Origin of the sequence: Streptomyces violaceoruber, from assembly GCF_033406955.1 — a bacterium.
Classification (GTDB): Bacteria; Actinomycetota; Actinomycetes; order Streptomycetales; family Streptomycetaceae; genus Streptomyces; species Streptomyces violaceoruber.
In genome coordinates this window covers 2,411,295-2,429,889 of the sequence record NZ_CP137734.1, presented here as the reverse complement: position 1 = coordinate 2,429,889, position 18,595 = coordinate 2,411,295, and the positions used below count along the sequence as shown (strand labels likewise).

The 18,595-nt window shown below is 72.3% G+C and carries 17 protein-coding genes and 1 riboswitch; of the genes, 7 read left to right on the top strand and 10 right to left on the bottom strand.

All coding sequences use genetic code 11. The features are described 5' to 3' along the window. Nucleotides 1–5: 5 nt before the first annotated feature. A riboswitch (TPP riboswitch) is annotated at nt 6–111 on the top strand. Nucleotides 112–280: 169 nt separating this feature from the next. Genes R2E43_RS10420 through R2E43_RS10405 form a run of 4 tightly spaced genes read left to right on the top strand, consistent with a single transcriptional unit; the run spans nt 281 to nt 4,859 of the window. Further along, complete coding sequence (locus tag R2E43_RS10420) at nt 281–1,327, top strand: thiamine ABC transporter substrate-binding protein (protein WP_161270556.1); 1,047 nt, start codon at nt 281–283, stop codon at nt 1,325–1,327. After that, a complete protein-coding gene (locus R2E43_RS10415; protein ID WP_332056139.1) occupies nt 1,303–2,985 on the top strand; it encodes an ABC transporter permease in 1,683 nt (560 codons plus the stop codon). The genes R2E43_RS10420 and R2E43_RS10415 overlap by 25 nt, the downstream gene beginning before the upstream one ends. Before the next feature lie 2 nt (nt 2,986–2,987). Continuing rightward, entirely contained in the window at nt 2,988–4,034 is a 1,047-nt protein-coding gene (locus R2E43_RS10410) for an ABC transporter ATP-binding protein (protein WP_093457079.1), read from the top strand. Nucleotides 4,035–4,058: 24 nt separating this feature from the next. Next, the gene (locus R2E43_RS10405; protein ID WP_011030363.1) at nt 4,059–4,859 is read left to right on the top strand and encodes a maleylpyruvate isomerase family mycothiol-dependent enzyme; all 801 of its coding nucleotides are present in this window, start codon (nt 4,059–4,061) and stop codon (nt 4,857–4,859) included. A gap of 61 nt (nt 4,860–4,920) precedes the next feature. On the opposite strand, the gene R2E43_RS10400 is transcribed toward R2E43_RS10405, so the two are convergent. From R2E43_RS10400 to R2E43_RS10370, 7 genes are all read right to left on the bottom strand, one after another. Continuing rightward, nucleotides 4,921–5,625, bottom strand: coding sequence for an LAETG motif-containing sortase-dependent surface protein (locus tag R2E43_RS10400; RefSeq protein ID WP_016327371.1), 705 nt, complete (start codon nt 5,623–5,625; stop codon nt 4,921–4,923). A 156-nt stretch (nt 5,626–5,781) separates the two neighbouring features. Next, nucleotides 5,782–6,966, bottom strand: coding sequence for an LOG family protein (locus tag R2E43_RS10395; RefSeq protein ID WP_106517492.1), 1,185 nt, complete (start codon nt 6,964–6,966; stop codon nt 5,782–5,784). A gap of 26 nt (nt 6,967–6,992) precedes the next feature. Beyond that, on the bottom strand, nt 6,993–7,400 hold the full coding sequence (locus R2E43_RS10390) for a VOC family protein (RefSeq protein WP_003973373.1): 408 nt from the start codon (nt 7,398–7,400) through the stop codon (nt 6,993–6,995). A 105-nt stretch (nt 7,401–7,505) separates the two neighbouring features. Next, nucleotides 7,506–8,966 carry a hypothetical protein gene (locus R2E43_RS10385; RefSeq protein WP_319129503.1) on the bottom strand — a complete coding sequence of 487 codons (1,461 nt, stop codon included), beginning with the start codon at nt 8,964–8,966 and terminating at the stop codon, nt 7,506–7,508. Next, complete coding sequence (locus R2E43_RS10380) at nt 8,948–9,724, bottom strand: ABC transporter ATP-binding protein (RefSeq protein ID WP_003973371.1); 777 nt, start codon at nt 9,722–9,724, stop codon at nt 8,948–8,950. The genes R2E43_RS10385 and R2E43_RS10380 overlap by 19 nt, the downstream gene beginning before the upstream one ends. A gap of 205 nt (nt 9,725–9,929) precedes the next feature. After that, nucleotides 9,930–11,303 carry an aspartate aminotransferase family protein gene (locus tag R2E43_RS10375; protein WP_003973370.1) on the bottom strand — a complete coding sequence of 458 codons (1,374 nt, stop codon included), beginning with the start codon at nt 11,301–11,303 and terminating at the stop codon, nt 9,930–9,932. Between the two features lie 2 nt (nt 11,304–11,305). After that, on the bottom strand, nt 11,306–11,821 hold the full coding sequence (locus tag R2E43_RS10370) for an Lrp/AsnC family transcriptional regulator (protein ID WP_003973369.1): 516 nt from the start codon (nt 11,819–11,821) through the stop codon (nt 11,306–11,308). Nucleotides 11,822–11,986: 165 nt separating this feature from the next. Here R2E43_RS10370 and R2E43_RS10365 point away from each other — a divergent pair, with 165 nt between their 5' ends. The 3 genes from R2E43_RS10365 to R2E43_RS10355 all read left to right on the top strand — a co-directional run bounded on the left by R2E43_RS10365 (nt 11,987) and on the right by R2E43_RS10355 (nt 15,349). Further along, complete coding sequence (locus R2E43_RS10365) at nt 11,987–13,426, top strand: gamma-aminobutyraldehyde dehydrogenase (protein WP_003973368.1); 1,440 nt, start codon at nt 11,987–11,989, stop codon at nt 13,424–13,426. 171 nt (nt 13,427–13,597) lie between these two features. After that, nucleotides 13,598–14,797 (top strand): polyamine ABC transporter substrate-binding protein, encoded by a 1,200-nt coding sequence (locus R2E43_RS10360; RefSeq protein ID WP_332056138.1) that lies wholly within the window; start codon nt 13,598–13,600, stop codon nt 14,795–14,797. A gap of 12 nt (nt 14,798–14,809) precedes the next feature. Further along, nucleotides 14,810–15,349, top strand: coding sequence for an HXXEE domain-containing protein (locus R2E43_RS10355; protein WP_319123485.1), 540 nt, complete (start codon nt 14,810–14,812; stop codon nt 15,347–15,349). Between the two features lie 16 nt (nt 15,350–15,365). Here R2E43_RS10355 and R2E43_RS10350 read toward each other — a convergent pair whose 3' ends face one another. The 3 genes from R2E43_RS10350 to R2E43_RS10340 all read right to left on the bottom strand — a co-directional run bounded on the left by R2E43_RS10350 (nt 15,366) and on the right by R2E43_RS10340 (nt 18,572). Then, nucleotides 15,366–16,526: a serine hydrolase domain-containing protein gene (locus R2E43_RS10350; RefSeq protein ID WP_332056137.1), complete on the bottom strand. Its 1,161-nt coding sequence runs from the start codon at nt 16,524–16,526 to the stop codon at nt 15,366–15,368. A 153-nt stretch (nt 16,527–16,679) separates the two neighbouring features. Further along, nucleotides 16,680–17,393, bottom strand: coding sequence for a glycerophosphodiester phosphodiesterase (locus R2E43_RS10345; protein WP_003973364.1), 714 nt, complete (start codon nt 17,391–17,393; stop codon nt 16,680–16,682). Between the two features lie 15 nt (nt 17,394–17,408). Further along, nucleotides 17,409–18,572, bottom strand: coding sequence for an adenosine deaminase (locus tag R2E43_RS10340; RefSeq protein WP_003973363.1), 1,164 nt, complete (start codon nt 18,570–18,572; stop codon nt 17,409–17,411). Between the last annotated feature and the right edge of the window lie 23 nt (nt 18,573–18,595).

Genomic DNA, 18,595 nt, shown 5'->3' with positions numbered 1-18,595 from the left:
TCTTCATATTCCGACAGGGGAGCGCCACAGCGCTGAGAGTGCGGCACCGGCCGCAGACCCTCCGAACCTGGCCCAGGTCATTCTGGGTAGGGAGATCGGTCACCACTCGAGCTGTTGCGCCCTGCCCGGGACCCTCGCCAGGGGTTCCGGGCGGGGCCGCGTCTTCTCCTGGTCACCCAGGAGGAATTCAGTGAGCATCACCAAGAGGGGCATCACCAAGAGGGGCACCACCAGGAAGGGCATCACCACGAAGGCCGGTGTCCTGGCCGTCGGGCTCGGCATGGTCGGCACGCTGGCCGCCTGCGGGTCGTCCGACGACGGCGGCGACGGCAGCGGCTCCGGCGGCTCCAGGACCGTGACGCTGGTCAGCCACGATTCGTGGGCCGTGTCGAAGGACGTGATCGCCGCCTTCGAGAAGAACTCCGGCTACAAGGTCAAGGTCCTGGAGGACGGCGACGCCGGACAGGCCGTCAACAAGGCCATCCTCACCAAGGACAACCCGCAGGGCGACGTCTTCTTCGGCGTCGACAACACCCTGCTCTCCCGTGCCCTCGACAACGGGCTGTTCCAGTCGTACGAGGCGAAGGGCTCCGACCTCGTCCTGCCCGAGTACCGGGCCGACCGGGAAAAGCACCGGGTCACGCCCGTCGACACCGGCGACATCTGCGTCAACTACGACAAGGCGTACTTCCGCGAGCACGGGCTGACCCCGCCCAGGACCCTCGACGACCTGGTCAAGCCCGAGTACAAGGACCTGCTCGTCACCGAGAACGCGGGCAGCTCCTCGCCCGGCCTCGGCTTCCTGCTCGGCACCGCCGCCAAGTACGGCGACGAGGGCTGGGAGGGCTACTGGAAGAAGCTCAAGTCGAACGGCGTCAAGGTCGTCGACAGCTGGGAGCAGGCGTACAACGAGGAGTTCTCCGGCTCGGCCGGCGGCAAGAAGGCCAAGGGCGACCGTCCGCTCGTCGTGTCCTACGCCTCCTCCCCGCCCGTCGAGGTCGTCTACGCCGATCCGCAGCCGGACACCGCCCCCACGGGCGTCGCCGACGGCACCTGCTTCCGGCAGGTCGAGTACGCGGGCCTGCTCAGCAACGCGAAGAACCCCGAGGGCGGCAAGGCGCTCCTCGACTTCCTGCTGAGCAAGTCCTTCCAGGAGGACATGCCGCTGAACATGTTCGTCTACCCGGTGCGGGAGGGCGCGCAGGTCCCCGAGGTGTTCTCGAAGTTCGGGCCGCGGGCGAAGGACCCGCAGACCCTCGACCCGGCGAAGATCGCCGACAACCGCGACCAGTGGGTCAAGTCGTGGACCTCGCTCGTACTGAAGTGACTCGAGCAGGCAAGCGGGCGCGGGCCGTGCGCGGGAGCGCGGCCCGGCTCGGCCTCATGGCCGTGCCCGTCGCGTTCTTCGCGGTGTTCTTCGCCTACCCCGTCGCCGCCATCGTCGCCCGTGGACTGAAGACCGACGGGGTGTGGCAGCTCGGCCGGATCGGGGACGTGCTCGCACAGTCCGACGTGCGGCACGTGCTGTGGTTCACCACCTGGCAGGCGCTGGCGTCGACCGGGCTCACGCTGCTCGTCGCGCTGCCCGGCGCGTACGTCTTCGCCCGCTTCGACTTCCCCGGCAAACAGGTCCTGCGGGCCGTGGTGACCGTGCCGTTCGTGCTGCCGACGGTCGTCGTCGGTACGGCGTTCCTGGCGCTGGTGGGGCGCGGCGGGCTGTTCGACGAGCTGTGGGGTCTGCGCCTGGACACCACGGTGTGGGCGATCCTGCTCGCGCACGTCTTCTTCAACTACGCCGTCGTCGTCCGCACCGTCGGCGGTCTGTGGGCGCAGCTCGACCCGCGGCAGGAGGAGGCCGCCCGGATGCTCGGCGCCTCGCGGCTGAGGGCCTGGCGGCAGGTCACACTGCCCGCGCTGGCGCCCGCCGTGGCCGCCGCCGCGCTGATGGTCTTCCTGTTCACCTTCACCTCCTTCGGCGTCGTCCAGATCCTCGGCGGGCCCACCTTCTCCACCCTGGAGGTGGAGATCTACCGCCAGACCTCGCAGGTCTTCGACCTGTCCACGGCCGCCGTCCTGACGCTGATCCAGTTCGCGGCGGTCGTCGCCGTCCTCGCCGTGCACGCCTGGACCGTGCGGCGGCGGGAGACGGCTCTGCGGCTCGTGGACGCGGCCACGACCGTGCGCCGGCCGCGTGGAGCCGGACAGTGGGCGCTGCTCGCCGGCGTCCTGGGCGTCATCGCCGTCCTGCTGGTGCTGCCGCTGGCGGTACTGGTCCAGCGGTCGCTGGGGGCGTCCGGCTTCGGCTACTACCGGGCGCTGACCCGCGAGGACGGCGGCGCCTTCCTCGTCCCGCCGATCGAGGCGATCGGCAACTCCCTCCAGTACGTCGTCGCCGCCACCGCCATCGCCGTGGTGATCGGCGCGCTGGCCGCGACCGCGCTCACCCGGCGCGACGCGGGCCGTTTCGTGCGCGGGTTCGACGCGCTGCTGATGCTGCCGCTCGGGGTGTCGGCCGTGACGGTCGGGTTCGGGTTCCTGATCGCGCTGGACGAACCGCCGCTGGACCTCAGGTCCTCCTGGATCCTGGTGCCGCTCGCCCAGGCGCTGGTGGGCGTCCCCTTCGTCGTACGGACCATGCTGCCGGTGCTGCGGGCGGTGGACGGACGGCTGCGGGAGGCGGCCGCGGTGCTGGGCGCCTCGCCGTGGCGGGTCTGGCGCGAGGTGGACCTGCCGATGGTGCGGCGGGCGCTGCTGGTGGCGGCCGGGTTCGCCTTCGCGGTGTCGCTGGGGGAGTTCGGCGCCACCGTCTTCATCGCACGGCCCGACAACCCGACGCTGCCGGTCGCCGTGGCGCGCCTGCTGGGCCGGCCCGGGGACATGAACTACGGCCAGGCGATGGCCCTTTCGACGATTCTGATGCTGGTGTGCGCCGTGGCCCTGGTGGTGCTGGAGCGGCTGCGGACCGACCGGAGCGGGGAGTTCTAGACATGCCGCCCAGCCTGTTGAGCCTGGAAGGCGCGACCGTCCGCTTCGGCGGGCGGGCCGTACTCGACGACGTCGGCCTGGGGGTCGCCGAGCACGAGGTGGTGTGCGTGCTCGGGCCCAGCGGCAGCGGCAAGTCGACGCTGCTGCGGGCCGTCGCCGGGCTCCAGCCGCTGGACGCCGGGCGGGTGACGCTGGACGGCCGGGACCAGTCCGGGGTGCCCGCACACAGGCGCGAGGTCGGGCTGATGTTCCAGGACCACCAGCTGTTCCCGCAGCGGGACGTGGCCGGGAACATCGCCTTCGGGCCGCGGATGCGCGGCGCGTCCCGGGCCGAGCAGCAGGCCCGGGTGGCGGAGTTGCTGCAACTGGTCGGACTGCCGGGCGCCGCCCGCCGGTCCGTCGCCGCGCTCTCCGGCGGGGAGCAGCAGCGGGTGGCCCTGGCCCGCGCGCTCGCGCCCCGGCCACGGCTGCTGATGCTGGACGAGCCGCTCGGCCAGCTGGACCGTTCACTGCGGGAGCGCCTCGTGGTCGAACTGCGCGAGCTGTTCGGGCGGCTGGGCACCACGGTGCTCGCGGTGACGCACGACCAGGGCGAGGCGTTCGCGCTCGCCGACCGGGTCGTGGTGATGCGGGACGGGCGGATCGCCCAGTCGGGAACGCCCCTGGAGGTGTGGCAGCGGCCGGCGGACGCGTTCGTGGCCCGCTTCCTCGGCTTCGAGAACGTGGCCGAGGCGTCCGTCGCCGGACAGGCCGCGGACACCCCGTGGGGCAAGGTGCCGGTCCCCGAGGACGCCCCGCAGGGCACGCGTACGGTGCTCGTGCGGCCGGCCGGCGTCCGGGTCGTCCCCGCCGACGAGGGCCTGCGCTGCACGGTCACGGCCCGCACCTTCCGCGGCACGCACGTCGCCGTGCACCTCCAGCCCGAGGACGCGCCCCGTCTTGAGGCGGCCTGCGCGCTGCGGGCGGCGCCGGAGGTCGGGGCCGCGGTCGGCGTGGAGTTCGACGCGGCGGACGTCGTCGTGCTCGGTGGATCAGGCGTTCCGGAGTGATCGTTGCGCTCGTAGGGTGACGGCATGACACTCCTCGCACACGACCGGTACTGCGAAGAAATCGTTCACCAGGTGGGCAGGCTCCGGGCCGTGGTCACCTCCGGTGCGGAGCTGACCGCCACCGTGCCGACCTGCCCGGACTGGACCCTGGAGGATCTGGTGCGGCACGTGGGCCGGGCCCTGCGCTGGACGGGGCTGATCGTCGGTACCCGCGCCGAGCAGGACGTGCCGGTGGACCGGGCGCCCGGGGCCGGGGGGCCCGCGGCGAGCGGGGACGCGGCGGCGCTGGACGCGTGGCTGGCGGAGTCCGGCGAGGTCGTCGTCGGCGCGCTGCGGGAGGCCGGTCCGGACGCGCGCGCGTGGTCGTGGGCCGGAGTCGGCACGGCGGGGTTCTGGGCGCGGCGGATGACCCACGAACTCGTCGTCCACGGCGCCGACGCGGCACTCGCGGCGGGCCTGCCCCACCGGGCGGTCGCGCCCGAGGTGGCGGCCGACGCGATCGACGAGTGGCTGGACATCGTGCGGTTCGTGCAGCGGGCCCTGCCCGGCGCCGCGGCGAACGAACTGCGGGCCCCCGGCAGCAGCCTCCACCTGCACGCGACCGACACCGCAGCCGAGCTGAACGCCGAGTGGATCGTCGAGCTGCCCGACGACGGCATCACCTGGCGCCGCGGGCACGAGAAGGCCACGGTGGCGTTGCGCGGCCCGCTCACGGACGTGCTGCTGGCCTTCTACGGCCGGCTGTCGCCGGACGCCCCGGGACTCGAGGTGCTCGGCGACCGCAAGCTGCTCGAACTCTGGCTGGAGAAGGCGACGTTCGGCTGACACGACGGTGGCCCGCCCCGGAACGGGACGGGCCACCGCCGTGAACGGGTCGGCGCGGGCGTCAGCTGTTGCTGTTCGCTCCGCGACGGCGCAGGCCGAAGAAGACGGCGCCGCCACCGACGACGACCAGCGCCGCCGCGATACCGGCGATCATGCCGGTGTTGGAGTTGGCACCGGTCTCGGCGAGGTTGGAGTCACCGGCCGCCGGGGACGGGGCGTTGTCGTTCGGCACGGCCGCCGGGGCGGTGCTCTCCGACTGCGACGGCGCGGGGGCCGACGTGGACGGCTCGGGCGCCGGGGACTCCGTCTCGTCGGACGGGGTCGACGAGCTCTCCGACGGGGTCGGAGTCGGGGTGTCCTCGGTCTTGCACGCCGTCGACGGGGTGGTGACGTCCGGCTGGATGTCCTCGTCGACGTACCTGTCGGCCTTCACGTGGACGCGGTACGTCGTGTTCGGCTGCCAGTCCACGGGGAAGGAGACGGTGGTGCCGTCCTTGGAGCCCTTGACCGTCTGCTGGCCGACCTGCTTGTCGCCGTCCTTGAGGTAGACGGTGACGGTGGCCGGGATGCCGGCCGGGTCCACGTCGGTGACGGTGATGACACCGTTGTCGCCGTCGCACTTGGCTTCGGCGGAGAACTCGCTGATGTTGCAGGCGAGGGCGTTGCCTGAGGCGCTGAGCGCCAGGGCCGCGGAGGCGGCGACGACGCCGAGGGCGCGGACGCCGCGGCGCGATGCCGTGCGGCTGATTATGGACAGGACTGCCACGTTTGTCCTTTACGGGAGCGCGGATGCGGGGGGTGAAGAGGGTGCCGACGCTCGATGACGCGGCATCAGCACACCCATGAGCCTCACTGGTCTATAAGCGGGGCGTAAGAAGTGTCAACGCATATGCCTGCCGGGGGCGTTGACTTTGCCGTCTTATTAACCGCCGACGCGTTTCAGTGCCTCGGGAGCCTCGTCGATCCGGTCAACAAGGGCGATTCGGGACTCCATCGTCCGCCCCTTCGCGAGCGACCGCAGCAGCGGCCACGCCGGCAGGGTCTCGGTCCAGTGCCGGCGGTCCACGAGCACCATGGGAGTGGGCTCGCCGCGCGACTCGTAGTAGTTCGGCGTCGCGTTGTCGAAGATCTCCTGCAAGGTGCCGGCCGCACCCGGCAGGAACACCACGCCCGCCGTGGAGCGGGCCAGCAGGCCGTCCTCGCGGGTGGCGTTGGCGAAGTACTTCGCGATGTGCGCGGCGAAGGCGTTGGGCGGCTCGTGGCCGTAGAACCAGGTCGGGATGCCGATCGAGGCGCCGCCGCCGGGCCAGCGCTCGCGCACCTCGAACGCGGACCGGGCCCAGTCGGCGATCGACGGCGCGAACGACGGCACCTTGGCGAGCAGCATCAGGGCCTCGTCCAGCATCCGGTCGTCGAACGGGGCGGCGTACGCACCGAGGTTCGCCGCCTCCATCGCGCCCGGACCGCCGCCCGTGGCCACCGTGAGCCCGGCGCGGGTCAGCTCACGGCCCAGCCGGGCGGCGCCCGCGTACTCCGTCGTGCCGCGGGCCATGGCGTGGCCGCCCATGACGCCCACCACCCGGCTGCCGACGACGAGTTCGTCCAGCGCGTCCGAGACGGCGTCGTCATGGATCGCGCGCAGCATGGAGGCGAAGACGTCGCCGTCGGCCCTGGTCTGCTGGAACCAGTCGTAGGCCAGGGCGTCCGGCGTCGCCTCGTAGCCCTCGCCGAGGCGGGCGTAGAGCTCGTCGGGGGAGTAGACCCGCCCCCGGTAGGGGTCGAAGGGGAGGCCCGGTATCGGCGGGAAGACCAGGGCTCCGGCGGCGCGCACCCCGGCGGCGGCGCCGGGCTCCATCGGGCAGCCGAGGAAGACGGCGCCCGTGGGGTCGGCGGCCAGCAGGGCGTCCGTGCGGTCCGTCAGGTCGACGGCCTGGACGCGGTGATGGGCGAGGGAGCCGGGCGACGAGACGACGCGGTCGAACTCGTCGAGGCTCTCGATCTCCCGGTCGTGGGAGGCGTGGTGGGACTGGAACTGGGACAGGGACGGCGACCCGTGCGGTGATCGGGCCCTGCGCTGGGCGGGTGTCTGATCGGGTGTCTGATCCACCCGCCCATGCTAGGCACGCGTCCGGATCAGCCCTGGACCGCCGCCGGGTCCATCCAGACGACCTCGAAGGTGTGGCCGTCGACGTCGTCGAAGGCCCGGCCGTACATGAAGCCGTGGTCCTGGGTCTCGCCGGAGACCGAGCCGCCGGCCGCGACCGCCTTCTCCACCAGCTCGTCGACCTTCTCGCGGCTCTCGGCGCTCAGCGCGATCAGCACCTCGCTGGTCTTCGCCGAGTCCGCGATCTCCTTCTTGGTGAACTCGCGGTACTTCTGGGGCGTGTGCACCATCACGACGATGGTGTCGCTCACCGGGAACGAGGCGGTGCTGTCGTCGCTGAACTGCGCGTTGAGCTCCCATCCCAGTCCGGCGAAGAACTTCTTCGCGGCGTCGAGGTCGTTGGTGGCCAGGTTCACGAAGATCATCTGCTGGTACATGGGGCCTCTCCCGGTTCGTATGCCGTGCCGTTCGAAGAGACAGACGCGCGGCGGCCCCGGAACTCATCGCCGTCGCGCGGACTTTCTCGAAAAAGTTTCCGCCGGTCAGTGGTCCAGCGGCAGCGCCGCCAGCACCGCGACGATCAGGACCAGCGGACCGAACAGGACGAGCAGGGCGGCGGCGCGTACCGCGGCGGCGGCGCGCAGGGTCGCCGGGGGCGCGCCGAGTCGCAGCAGGGCGTCCGTGGTGTCGGCCCTGGCGTCCCTGGCCTCTACGGCCGCGGTGAGCAGGGTGGCCACCGTGCAGCCGGCCACCAGGAGGGCGCCCAGGGTAGTGAGCGGGCCGAAGGCCGGGCCGTCCCCGTCGTACACCGTCGTGGCCACGTAGGCCGCGGCGGCGACGGCGGCCACGACGCCGAGGGGGCGGCCGACACGCTGCGCCTCCTCCATGAGGACGCGGCCGGCCAGAAGGCGCAGGGCACCGGGCCGGGCCGCCTGGAGCAGACGGCCGCACAGGTGGGTGAGGCCGGGGCCGGCCAGGGCGAGACCCAGGGCGGTGAGGGCCCAGCCGATCAGGACGCCGGCGGAGGGGGCGGTGCCGGGGGCGGGGGCGCCGGCCGCGTTGCCGGTGTAGGTCTCGACGGTGAGGCCCGCGGTGAGCACGGCGATGCCCCAGGGGAGGGCGGTGGTGTTGTGGGGGCGGGGGGTTGGCTCGGGGTGTGCGGCGGGGGTGGCGTCCGGTGTTTGCGAGGTGGCGTCCGCCGGGGCTGGGGCCGGGGCCGGGGGAGCGGCGTCCAGCGTCTGTGTGGTGCCGTCCGTCGGGGCCGGGGGGTGGGGGTCACTCGCCTGCCTCAGCAGGGCGCCGCCTGCGCCCACCCGTGCCGCCCCAGCGGCACGACTGCCCGCAGGACCAGCGGCAGCACGACTGCCCGCAGTCACCGCGAGGCGGGCGCCGAAGCGGCCGTAGGCGCCGAAGGTTTCGCGGGCCTTGCCCCAGCCGTACGCGCCGAAGCGGCCGTAGCCGCGGGGTGCGGCGGCCGCGGCGGGCCGGGGATCGCGGGGCCGCAGGGTGTGGGCCACGGACGCCGAGGCGAGGGCCGGTACGAGGACCAGCAGGGTCAGGACGGCGGGGGCGGGGAGGGACTGGCCGACGGCCAGGGCGTCGGCCGCCACGCGGTCGGAGGGCGGGCGGCCGGTCAGGCTGCCGCGCAGGTACAGGAAGGCGAGCAGGGCCGCCACCGAACCGAGCGCGGCGGACAGGGCCGTGGTCGTCGCCGAGACGGCCATCAGCCGGCCCGGCCCCAGGCCGATCGCCGACAGCCCCGAGCGGGGCCGGGTGCCGGGATCGGTGCGGGCCACGGCGACCGCCAGGTACACCGCGGCGGCCAGCGGCGCCGCGCACCAGGCCAGGCGGAGGGCGGAGGCGCCGGGCGCGTCGGGGTGGCTCAGCGCGTGGCCGAGGGCGCACAGCAGCAGGAAGCCCGTGCCCGCCGAGGCCAGCGCGACCAGCAGGCGGCGCAGGTGGACGGCGAGGTGGGCGGTGCGGGTCAGGCGGAGAGCGAGCACGCCGCCCGGCCTTCCGTTCCGGGAGTCCCGGTGGCACCCGTGGCCACCGTGGTCTCGGCGAGCGGCGGCAGGTGCACGGTCCGCACCCGCCGTCCGTCCAGGAGCGCCACCGCGCGGTCCGCCAGGGCGGCGGTCTGCGCGTCGTGCGTGGCGAGCAGGACGGTGATGCCGTGCGAGCGGGCCGCCGTGGTGAGCGTCCGCAGGACGTGGGCGCGGTCGGCGCGGTGCAGGGGGGCCGTCGGTTCGTCGGCGAAGAGCACCGCCGGGGTGACGGCGAGGGCGCGGGCGATGCAGACGCGCTGCCGCTCGGCCTGCTGGAGTTCGTGCGGGCGCCTGCGCGCCTTGCCGCCGACGTCGAGGCGGTCCAGCCACTCCAGGGCGGCGGTCTTGGCCCGGCGCCGGCCGGTGCCGCGCAGCATGAGGGGGAGCGCGGCGTTCTCCCAGGCGTTCAGCTCCGGGACGAGTGCCGGGGCGGGGTCGATCCAGCCGAAGCGGTCGCGGCGCAGCCGTTCGCGGCCGAGGGGGCCCATGGTGTGCACCGGCACGCTGTTGAACCACACCTCGCCGTCCTGCGGTTTGACCAGTCCGGACAGGCACCGCAGCAGGGTGGTCTTGCCGCTGCCGCGCGGGCCGCTCACGGCGAGGATCTCGCCCTCGCGCACGCCGAGCGACACTCCTTGCAGCGCGGGGGAGCCGTCGTGGTGCTGGAAGTGCAGGGCGCGGGCCCAGAGCACGTCGTTGTCCGGCGGGGCCTCCATGGGCGTACACCTCGGTTCTGATCCGTATTTCCCCGGTCGTGTCGTCCCCCTTCCGGGGGAACGAAGACGGGGCCGATCGGTCACTGGGCACCGTAAGGAGTCACCGTGGAGGAAGCCGGACAGCACGCGGCCCCGGGCCGCCGTTCTCACTCGAACGGACCGCACCGGGGCCGGTGATGATCGTCTCAGCGGATGATCGGGACGATCAGAGCTTCGTCCACGCCTCCGTCAGCGTGGCGCGCAGGATCTGCTCGATCTCGTCGAAGGTCTCCTGGTTGGAGATCAGCGGCGGGGCGAGCTGGATGACCGGGTCGCCGCGGTCGTCGGCACGGCAGTACAGGCCGTTCTCGAAGAGCTTCTTGGAGAGGAAGCCGTACAGGACGCGCTCGGTCTCCTCCTCGTCGAAGGACTCCTTGGTGGCCTTGTCCTTCACCAGCTCGATGCCGTAGAAGAAGCCGTTGCCGCGGACGTCGCCGACGATCGGCAGGTCGTGCAGCTTCTCCAGGGTGGCGCGGAAGGCGCCCTCGTTGTCCAGCACGTGCTGGTTGAGGCCCTCGCGCTCGAAGAGGTCGAGGTTGGCGATGCCGACCGCGGCGGAGACCGGGTGGCCGCCGAAGGTGTAGCCGTGCAGGAAGGTGTTGTCGCCCTTGTAGAAGGGCTCGGCCAGGCGGTCGGAGATGACGCAGGCGCCGATCGGGGAGTAGCCCGAGGTCATGCCCTTGGCGCAGGTGATCATGTCCGGGACGTAGCCGAACTTGTCGCAGGCGAAGGTGGTGCCCAGGCGGCCGAAGGCGCAGATGACCTCGTCCGAGACGAGCAGTACGTCGTACTGGTCGCAGATCTCGCGCACCCGCTGGAAGTAGCCGGGCGGGGGCGGGAAGCAGCCGCCCGCGTTCTGCACCGGCTCCAGGAAGACCGCCGCGACGGTCTCCGGGCCCTCGAACAGGATCTGCTGCTCGATCTGGTCGGCGGCCCAGCGGCCGTAGGCCTCGGGGTCGTCGCCGTGGATCGGGGCGCGGTAGATGTTGGTGTTCGGCACCTTGTGCGCGCCGGGGACCAGCGGCTCGAAGGGAGCCTTCAGGGCGGGCAGGCCGGTGATGGACAGGGCGCCCTGCGGGGTGCCGTGGTAGGCCACCGCGCGGGAGATCACCTTGTACTTGGTGGGCTTGCCGGTCAGCTTGAAGTACTGCTTGGCGAGCTTCCAGGCGGTCTCCACCGCCTCGCCGCCGCCGGTGGTGAAGAAGACCTTGTTGAGGTCGCCGGGGGCCTCGTTGGCCAGCCGCTCGGCCAGCTCGACGGCCTTGGGGTGGGCGTAGGACCACACCGGGAAGAAGGCGAGCTCCTGCGCCTGCTTCGAGGCGGTCTCCGCGAGCTCCTGGCGGCCGTGTCCGGCCTGGACCACGAACAGGCCGGCGAGACCGTCGAGGTAGCGCCTGCCCTTGTCGTCGTAGATGTGGGTGCCCTCACCGCGGACGATGGTGGGGACGGGGGCGTTCTCGTACGACGACATGCGGGTGAAGTGCATCCACAGGTGGTCGTAGGCGGTCCGGCTGAGGTCCTTGGGGCTGTCGGTGCTCACGATTATCGGGTTCCCCACATATAGGTCTGCTTCTTGAGCTTCATGTAGACGAAGCTCTCGGTGGAGCGCACGCCGGGCACGGCCCGGATGCGTCGGTTGATGACCTCCAGGAGGTGGTCGTCGTCCTCGCAGACGACCTCCACCATCAGGTCGAAGGAGCCCGCGGTCATCACCACGTACTCGCACTCGGACATGGCCGACAGCGCCTCGGCCACCGACTCCACGTCGCCCTCGACGTTGACGCCGACCATCGCCTGGCGCCGGAAGCCCACCGTGAGCGGGTCCGTGACGGCGACGATCTGCATCACGCCCTGGTCGAGCAGCTTCTGGACGCGCTGGCGCACGGCCGCCTCCGACAGGCCCACGGCCTTGCCGATGGCGGCGTACGGCCGGCGGCCGTCCTCCTGGAGCTGCTCGATGATGGCGAGGGAGACGGCGTCCAACTGAGGACCGCCGTTCCTGGACTCGCGGGAGTCCTTCTGGTCTGCGCTTCGACTGGCCACGGCTTCACTGTGCACGACGTATCGACAGTTTCGCAAGGCCGGATCGATGAAATTCGTTGTCTAAGTCGCTTCAATCTGCGGATATCGCAACGCTGAGGGGAGCGGGGGTGTTGAAAACGTCGGCACTCCGTCTAGGGTGGGTGTCTCAGTCAATGGACACCCGAACTTGGAGGGCCGGCAGTGAGCACCGAGCTGCGTCGTCTGCGCAACTACATCGACGGTGAGTTCCGGGACGCCGCCGACGGACGGACCACGGAAGTGGTCAACCCCGCCACGGGCGAGGCGTACGCGACCGCCCCCCTGTCCGGGCAGGCGGACGTCGACGCCGCGATGGCGGCCGCCGCGGCGGCCTTCCCGGCGTGGCGGGACCTGGTCCCGGCCGAGCGGCAGAAGGCCCTGCTGAAGATCGCGGACGCGTTCGAGGAGCGGGCCGAGGAGCTGATCGCGGCCGAGGTGGAGAACACGGGCAAGCCGATCGGGCTGACCCGCTCCGAGGAGATCCCGCCGATGGTCGACCAGATCCGCTTCTTCGCGGGCGCGGCGCGGATGCTGGAGGGCCGCGGCGCCGGCGAGTACATGGAGGGGCTGACCTCCTTCGTGCGCCGCGAGCCCATCGGTGTCTGCGCGCAGGTCGCGCCGTGGAACTACCCGATGATGATGGCCGTGTGGAAGTTCGCCCCGGCCCTCGCCGCGGGCAACACGGTCGTCCTCAAGCCCTCGGACACCACCCCGGCCTCCACGGCCCTGATGGCCGACATCATCGGCTCGATCGTCCCCAAGGGCGTCTTCAACGTCGTGTGCGGCGACCGCGACACCGGCCGCCTGATGGTCGAGCACGAGACCCCGGCGATGGCCTCCATCACCGGCTCCGTGCGGGCCGGGATGTCGGTCGCCGAGTCGGCCTCGAAGGATCTCAAGCGGGTCCACCTGGAGCTGGGCGGCAAGGCGCCGGTCGTGGTCTTCGAGGACACCGACATCCCCAAGGCCGTCGAGGGCATCTCGGAGGCGGGCTACTTCAACGCCGGACAGGACTGCACGGCGGCCACCCGCGTGCTGGTCCACGAGTCGGTCCACGACGAGTTCGTGAGCGCGCTCGCCAAGGCCGCGTCCGAGATCAAGACCGGGCAGCCGGACGACGAGGACGTGATGTACGGCCCGCTCAACAACCCGAACCAGCTCAAGCAGGTCTCCGGGTTCATCGAGCGGCTGCCCGCGCACGCCAAGGTCGAGGCGGGCGGCCACCGGGTCGGCGACAAGGGCTACTTCTACGCCCCGACCGTCGTCTCCGGCCTCAAGCAGGACGACGAGATCATCCAGCAGGAGGTCTTCGGCCCGGTCATCACCGTCCAGGCCTTCCGCGACGAGGACCAGGCCGTCGAGTGGGCCAACGGCGTCGAGTACGCGCTGGCCTCCTCGGTGTGGACCAAGGACCACGGCCGTGCGATGCGGATGTCCAAGAAGCTCGACTTCGGCTGCGTGTGGATCAACACGCACATCCCGCTGGTCGCCGAGATGCCGCACGGCGGCTTCAAGAAGTCCGGCTACGGCAAGGACCTGTCGGGCTACGGCTTCGAGGACTACACGCGGATCAAGCACGTGATGACGTCGCTGGACATGTGACCCCACGCGGTGCGCGCGGCCCCGGACGGACCTCCCGGTCTCCGTCCGAGGCCGCGGCGCGTGTGCAGCGGGGGGTGAACTCCCCGCGCTCGACAGGGTGTCGGGCCTGGCCGGACCCGCTCGACGCAGCGTCGATTGTCCCGGTCGGTGGCGCGACGGGATCCTCGTGCCATGCCCCTGCTCCCGAAGACGCCCTCGCCGTCCCGCCGTACGCTGCTGCGCGGCCTGGGCGGTTCCGCCGCGCTCGGCGCGCTCGGCACCCTGGCCGGCTGCGGTGTCCCCGCCGCGTACGTCGCCCCGGGCGACCGGGCCGCGACCGACCGGTCCGCCACCGAACGGCGGCTGACCTGGGCCAACTGGCCGCTCTACATCGACACCGACGACAGGCACCCGAGCCGGCGGCCCACGCTGGAGGCCTTCGAGAAGGAGACGGGCCTCTCCGTCGACTACATCGAGGAGATCAACGACAACGACGAGTTCTTCGGCAAGATCAGCCCGTCCCTGATGAACCACCAGCCCACCGACCGCGACCTGATCGTCATCAGCGACTGGATGTGCGGGCGGTTCGTACGGCTGGGCTGGGTGCAGGAGATGGACCGCTCCCGCCAGCCGAACGTCACCAAGTACCTGGACCCGCTGCTGCGTTCGCCCGCCTTCGACCCCGGCCGGAAGTTCACCGTGCCCTGGCAGTCCGGCATCACCGGCATCGCCTACAACCGGCGCCGGCTCGGCCGGGAGATCCGGCACGTGTCCGACCTCTGGGCGGCCGACCTCAAGGGCCGCGTGACGCTCCTGTCGGGGATGGACGAGGCCTTCGCGCTGCTGATGCAGGGCAACGGCGTGGACATCACCGACTGGAAGACGGACGACTTCCACCGGATCTGCGACCAGGTGGAGAAGCAGGTCGCCAAGGGGCAGATCCGCCGCTTCACCGGCAACGACTACATCAAGGACCTCTCCAGCGGCGACGTCCTCGCCTGCCAGGCCTACTCGGGCGACGTGATCCAGCTCCAGGCGGACGACCCGGACATCGAGTTCGTCGTCCCGGAGGAGGGCGCCGAACTGTGGGCGGAGTCCCTGATGATCCCCGACCTGGCCCGGCACAAGGCCAACGCCGAGCGGCTGATCGACCACTACTACCGGCCCGAGATCGCCGCCGAGCTGGCCGCCTGGGTCAACTACGTCTGCCCGGTCCCCGCCGCCCGGGACGTCCTCGCCTCCTCCGACGACGAGGAGACCGCGGCCCTGGCCGAGGACCCGCTGATCTTCCCGGACGCCGCGATGCGCGAACGGCTCGCGATCGCACGGGACATCTCGGCGGGGGAGCGGACGGAGTTCGCGAAGCGGTGGAACGGGATCGTGGGGGTGTAGCAGACTGATCATGTGAAGAATTCATCGGGTGATGAGGCGGTCGGGGGCGCGGTCACGCTGGGACTGCTGGCGGCCTGGGCGCTGCACGACCTCGAGGAGCTGGCGACCGTGCCCGGCTGGTGGCGGCGCAACCTCCCCGCCCTGCGCGAGCGGTACCCGGGCGTGCCGGAGGCCGTGTGGCGGCGGGCCGGGTCGGTCGACGGGCGGGAGTTCGCGGTGGCGGTCGGCGCGATGGCCGCGGTCGTGGCCTCCGCGTCCGTCGCCGGACGGCTGACCGGGGGCCGCTCGGCCACCTACCAGACCGCTCTCCACGCCTTCGGCCTGCACGGCCTGGTCCACCTCGCGCAGGCGGGGCTGGTGCGCGGCTACACGCCCGGGGTGGCGACCTCGCCGCTGATCGTGGTCCCGTTCACCCTCTGGGCCCGCCACCGGCTGCGCCGCGCCGGTGTGCTGCGCGCCACCCGCCCGCGCGACCTCGCCGTGGGGCTCGGATTCGCGGGGGCGGCAACGGTCGGCGCGCACGCGGTGGCGCGGCGGCTGACGAAGGCCTGACGGCGCACGGGGACGGCTACTGCAGCGCGGCCGCGGCGATCGCGTCGGCGACCGGCTTCGGCCCCGCGCTCTTGGCGTCCGTGGAGTTGACCGAATAGACCAGCGTGCGGCTCAGGTCGCGAGTGCCGGCGACGACGGCGCTGTAGCCGTAGCGGGAGCCCGACTTGCCCCAGAAGACCTGGCCGCCTACCTCCCGGCACTCCAGGCCGGCGCTGCGGTCCGCGCCCGGGACGCCCGCCGGAGTCGTGAACATCTCCTCCAGCTCGGGCTGCGGCACGATCTTCCCCCGGAACAGCTTCGTGAGCAGTCTCTCCAGGTCGGCGGTGGTGGAGATCATGTCGCCAGCCGCCCAGCGGTCCGCCTGGTTCCACTCGGTCACGTCGACCAGCCGCGTTGTGCCGTCCGGCCGCTCCACCGCCTGGTAGCCCCGGTTGTGCGGGCCCCGGATGCGGGGATCGGTGCCCGGGAAGTACGTGTGGTGCATGCCGGCCGGGCGCAGGACCAGACGCGTGGCCTCGGAGGCGTACGAGCGTCCCGTGACCTTCTCGATCAGCAGGCCGAGGATCGTGTAGTTGATGTTCAGGTACTGCTGTCGCGTCCCCGGGACGAAGTCCTCCGGTCCCTTGGCGATCGCCGACGCCGCGACCTGCTGCGGGGTCAGGGTCTCGTACCGGTGCGAGTACAGCTCCGCGAAGTCGTCGCCGAGCCCGTCGCCCGGCTTGATGCCGCTGGTGTGGTTCAGCAGGTGGCGCACGCTGACCGGCTGCTCGAAGTCAGGCGTGAACAGGTCGGGGAGGTAGCCCTGGACGGGCGCGTCCAGGTCGATCTCGTCCTGCGCGGCGAGGCGCAGGACGGTGGCCGCCGTGACGACCTTCGTGATCGAACCGGCGCGGAAGCGGGCATCGGGGTGTGCCGGCCGGCCACTGGCCAGATCGCGCACCCCCGCGCTGCCGTGCCAGTCGCCGCCGGGGGTGCCGACCCGCACGAGGGCGGCGGTGGCGTACTGGTTCGGCAGTCCCGCGACGGCGGCGCGCAGCGCTTCCTCATCCGGCCCCCGCTGATCGGCGGAGCGGGAAGCCGGGGCGGGCGGCGCGGCGAAGGCGGGGGCCGCCAGCGGGCCGGCGGCCAGGGCGAGGACGACCGAGGCGGCGAGAACTGCATGGCTACGGGCACGCATCGACTGCTCCAGGTGAAGGGGTTGCGGCGGAAGGACCGTGATCATCCTTGTGCGCCGCGTCCCCATGGCGGATCGTCGGTGAGGAGGGTGTCCGCCCCTGGACCGGACTCGGGGAACATCCCCATGAAGAGCGGGAGTTGTGAGGGTCGTCCCTTACGGGACCGGAACGGCCGCGTTGGCGTCGCGCAGCGCGCACAGTACGTCGATGCGGTTGGTGGTGATCGAGTCGACGCCCGCGGCGCGCAGCCGGCGCATGGTGCGGCGGGTGTCGGGGGTCCAGACGGAGAGCAGGAAGCCGTCGCGGTGGACGCGCTCGGCCAGGGCCCGGTCCACCAGTCCGAAGCGGTAGTTGAGCCACCGGGGCCGGACCGCAGCGAGCAGTCCGGCCCGGGGCGGGGCCGCCGTGGTCCAGGTCATGGCGATCTCGGCGGCGGGGTCGGCGGCCCGCACGGCGAGCATGGTGGCGGCGCCCGCCGTGTAGTACACCCGGTCCCGCGCGCCGCACTCGCGGACCACGTCGACGATGCGCCGCACGGCCCGCTCGCCCGGACCGCCCGGCAGGTCCAGCATCAGCCGGGCGCCGTCGGTCGCGGCCAGCGCCTCGGCGAGCGTCGGCACGCCGCCCGCCGTCAGCCCGCGCACCTCCTCGGCCGACAGGGAGCGCAACGGACGGTCGTGCTGCCACAACCGCTTCAGCGTCTCGTCGTGCAGCAGCACCGGCACCCCGTCCCGGGTGAGGCGTACGTCGGTCTCGACCGCGTCCGCGCCGCGCTCCAGGGCGGAGCGCAGCGAGTCGAGCGTGTTCTCGCGGTGCCGGTAGGGGTCGCCGCGGTGGGCGACGGCGGTCAGGGCGCGCGGGGTGTCCATGGTGGGGGGCAACTCTCAGGAGGCGAGCCAGGCGGCGGTGTACGTGTCGATCTCGTCGGCGATGCGGGCCTTGCCCGGCGCGTCGAGGAAGGAGGCCTCGACCCCGTTCTTCGCGAGGTCGGCGAGGCCGCGCTCGTCGAGGCCGAGGAGGCGGGCGGCGACGGCGTACTCGTTGTTGAGGTCGGTGCCGAACATCGGCGGGTCGTCGGAGTTGATCGTCACCGGGACGCCGGCGCGCACGAACTCCTTGATCGGGTGCTCGTCCAGGGTGCGCACCGCGCGGGTGGCGATGTTCGAGGTCGGGCACACCTCCAGCGGGATGCGGCGCTCGGCGAGGTGGGCGAGGAGCTTCGGGTCCTGGGCGGAGCTGGTGCCGTGCCCGATGCGTTCGGCGCGCAGGTCGATGAGGGCGTCCCACACGGTCTGCGGGCCGGTCGTCTCGCCGGCGTGCGGCACCGAGTGCAGTCCCGCGGCGATCGCGCGGTCGAAGTACGGCTTGAACTGCGGGCGGGCCACCCCGATCTCGGGTCCGCCGAGCCCGAAGGAGACCAGGCCCTCCGGGCGCAGCCGGTCGTCGGTGGCGAGCCGGGCCGTCTCCTCGGCGGACTCCAGGCCGGCCTCGCCCGGGATGTCGAAGCACCAGCGCAGCACGGTCCCGAACTCCGCCTCGGCCGCCTTGCGGGCGTCCTCGATCGCGTCCATGAAGGCGCCCTCGTCGATGCCGCGCCGGGTGGAGGAGAACGGCGTGATGGTCAGCTCGGCGTACCGCACCTGCTGCCGGGCCATGTCCCGGGCCACCTCGTAGGTCAGCAGCCGGACGTCCTCCGGGGTGCGGATCAGGTCGACCACGGACAGGTACACGTCGATGAAGTGCGCGAAGTCCGTGAACGTGAAGTAGTCGACCAGGGCCTCGGGGTCGGTGGGGACCTTGGAGTCGGCGTGGCGCGCGGCCAGTTCGGAGACGATGCGCGGGGAGGCGGAGCCGACGTGGTGGACGTGCAGTTCGGCCTTCGGCAGTCCGGCGATGAAGGCGTGCAGGTCGCGCGGGACGTCGGGGTCGACGAGGTGCTCGGTCAAGGGTTCCTCCCCAAGGCGGCGCCCGCGGGCCGCGCGGGGCGGCGGTGGGGCACGGGTGATCGGCTGATCGGTCGTTCGGGGATCATCGTAGGCCGGTCTCACGCCCGGCGGCCCGGGACCGTAGC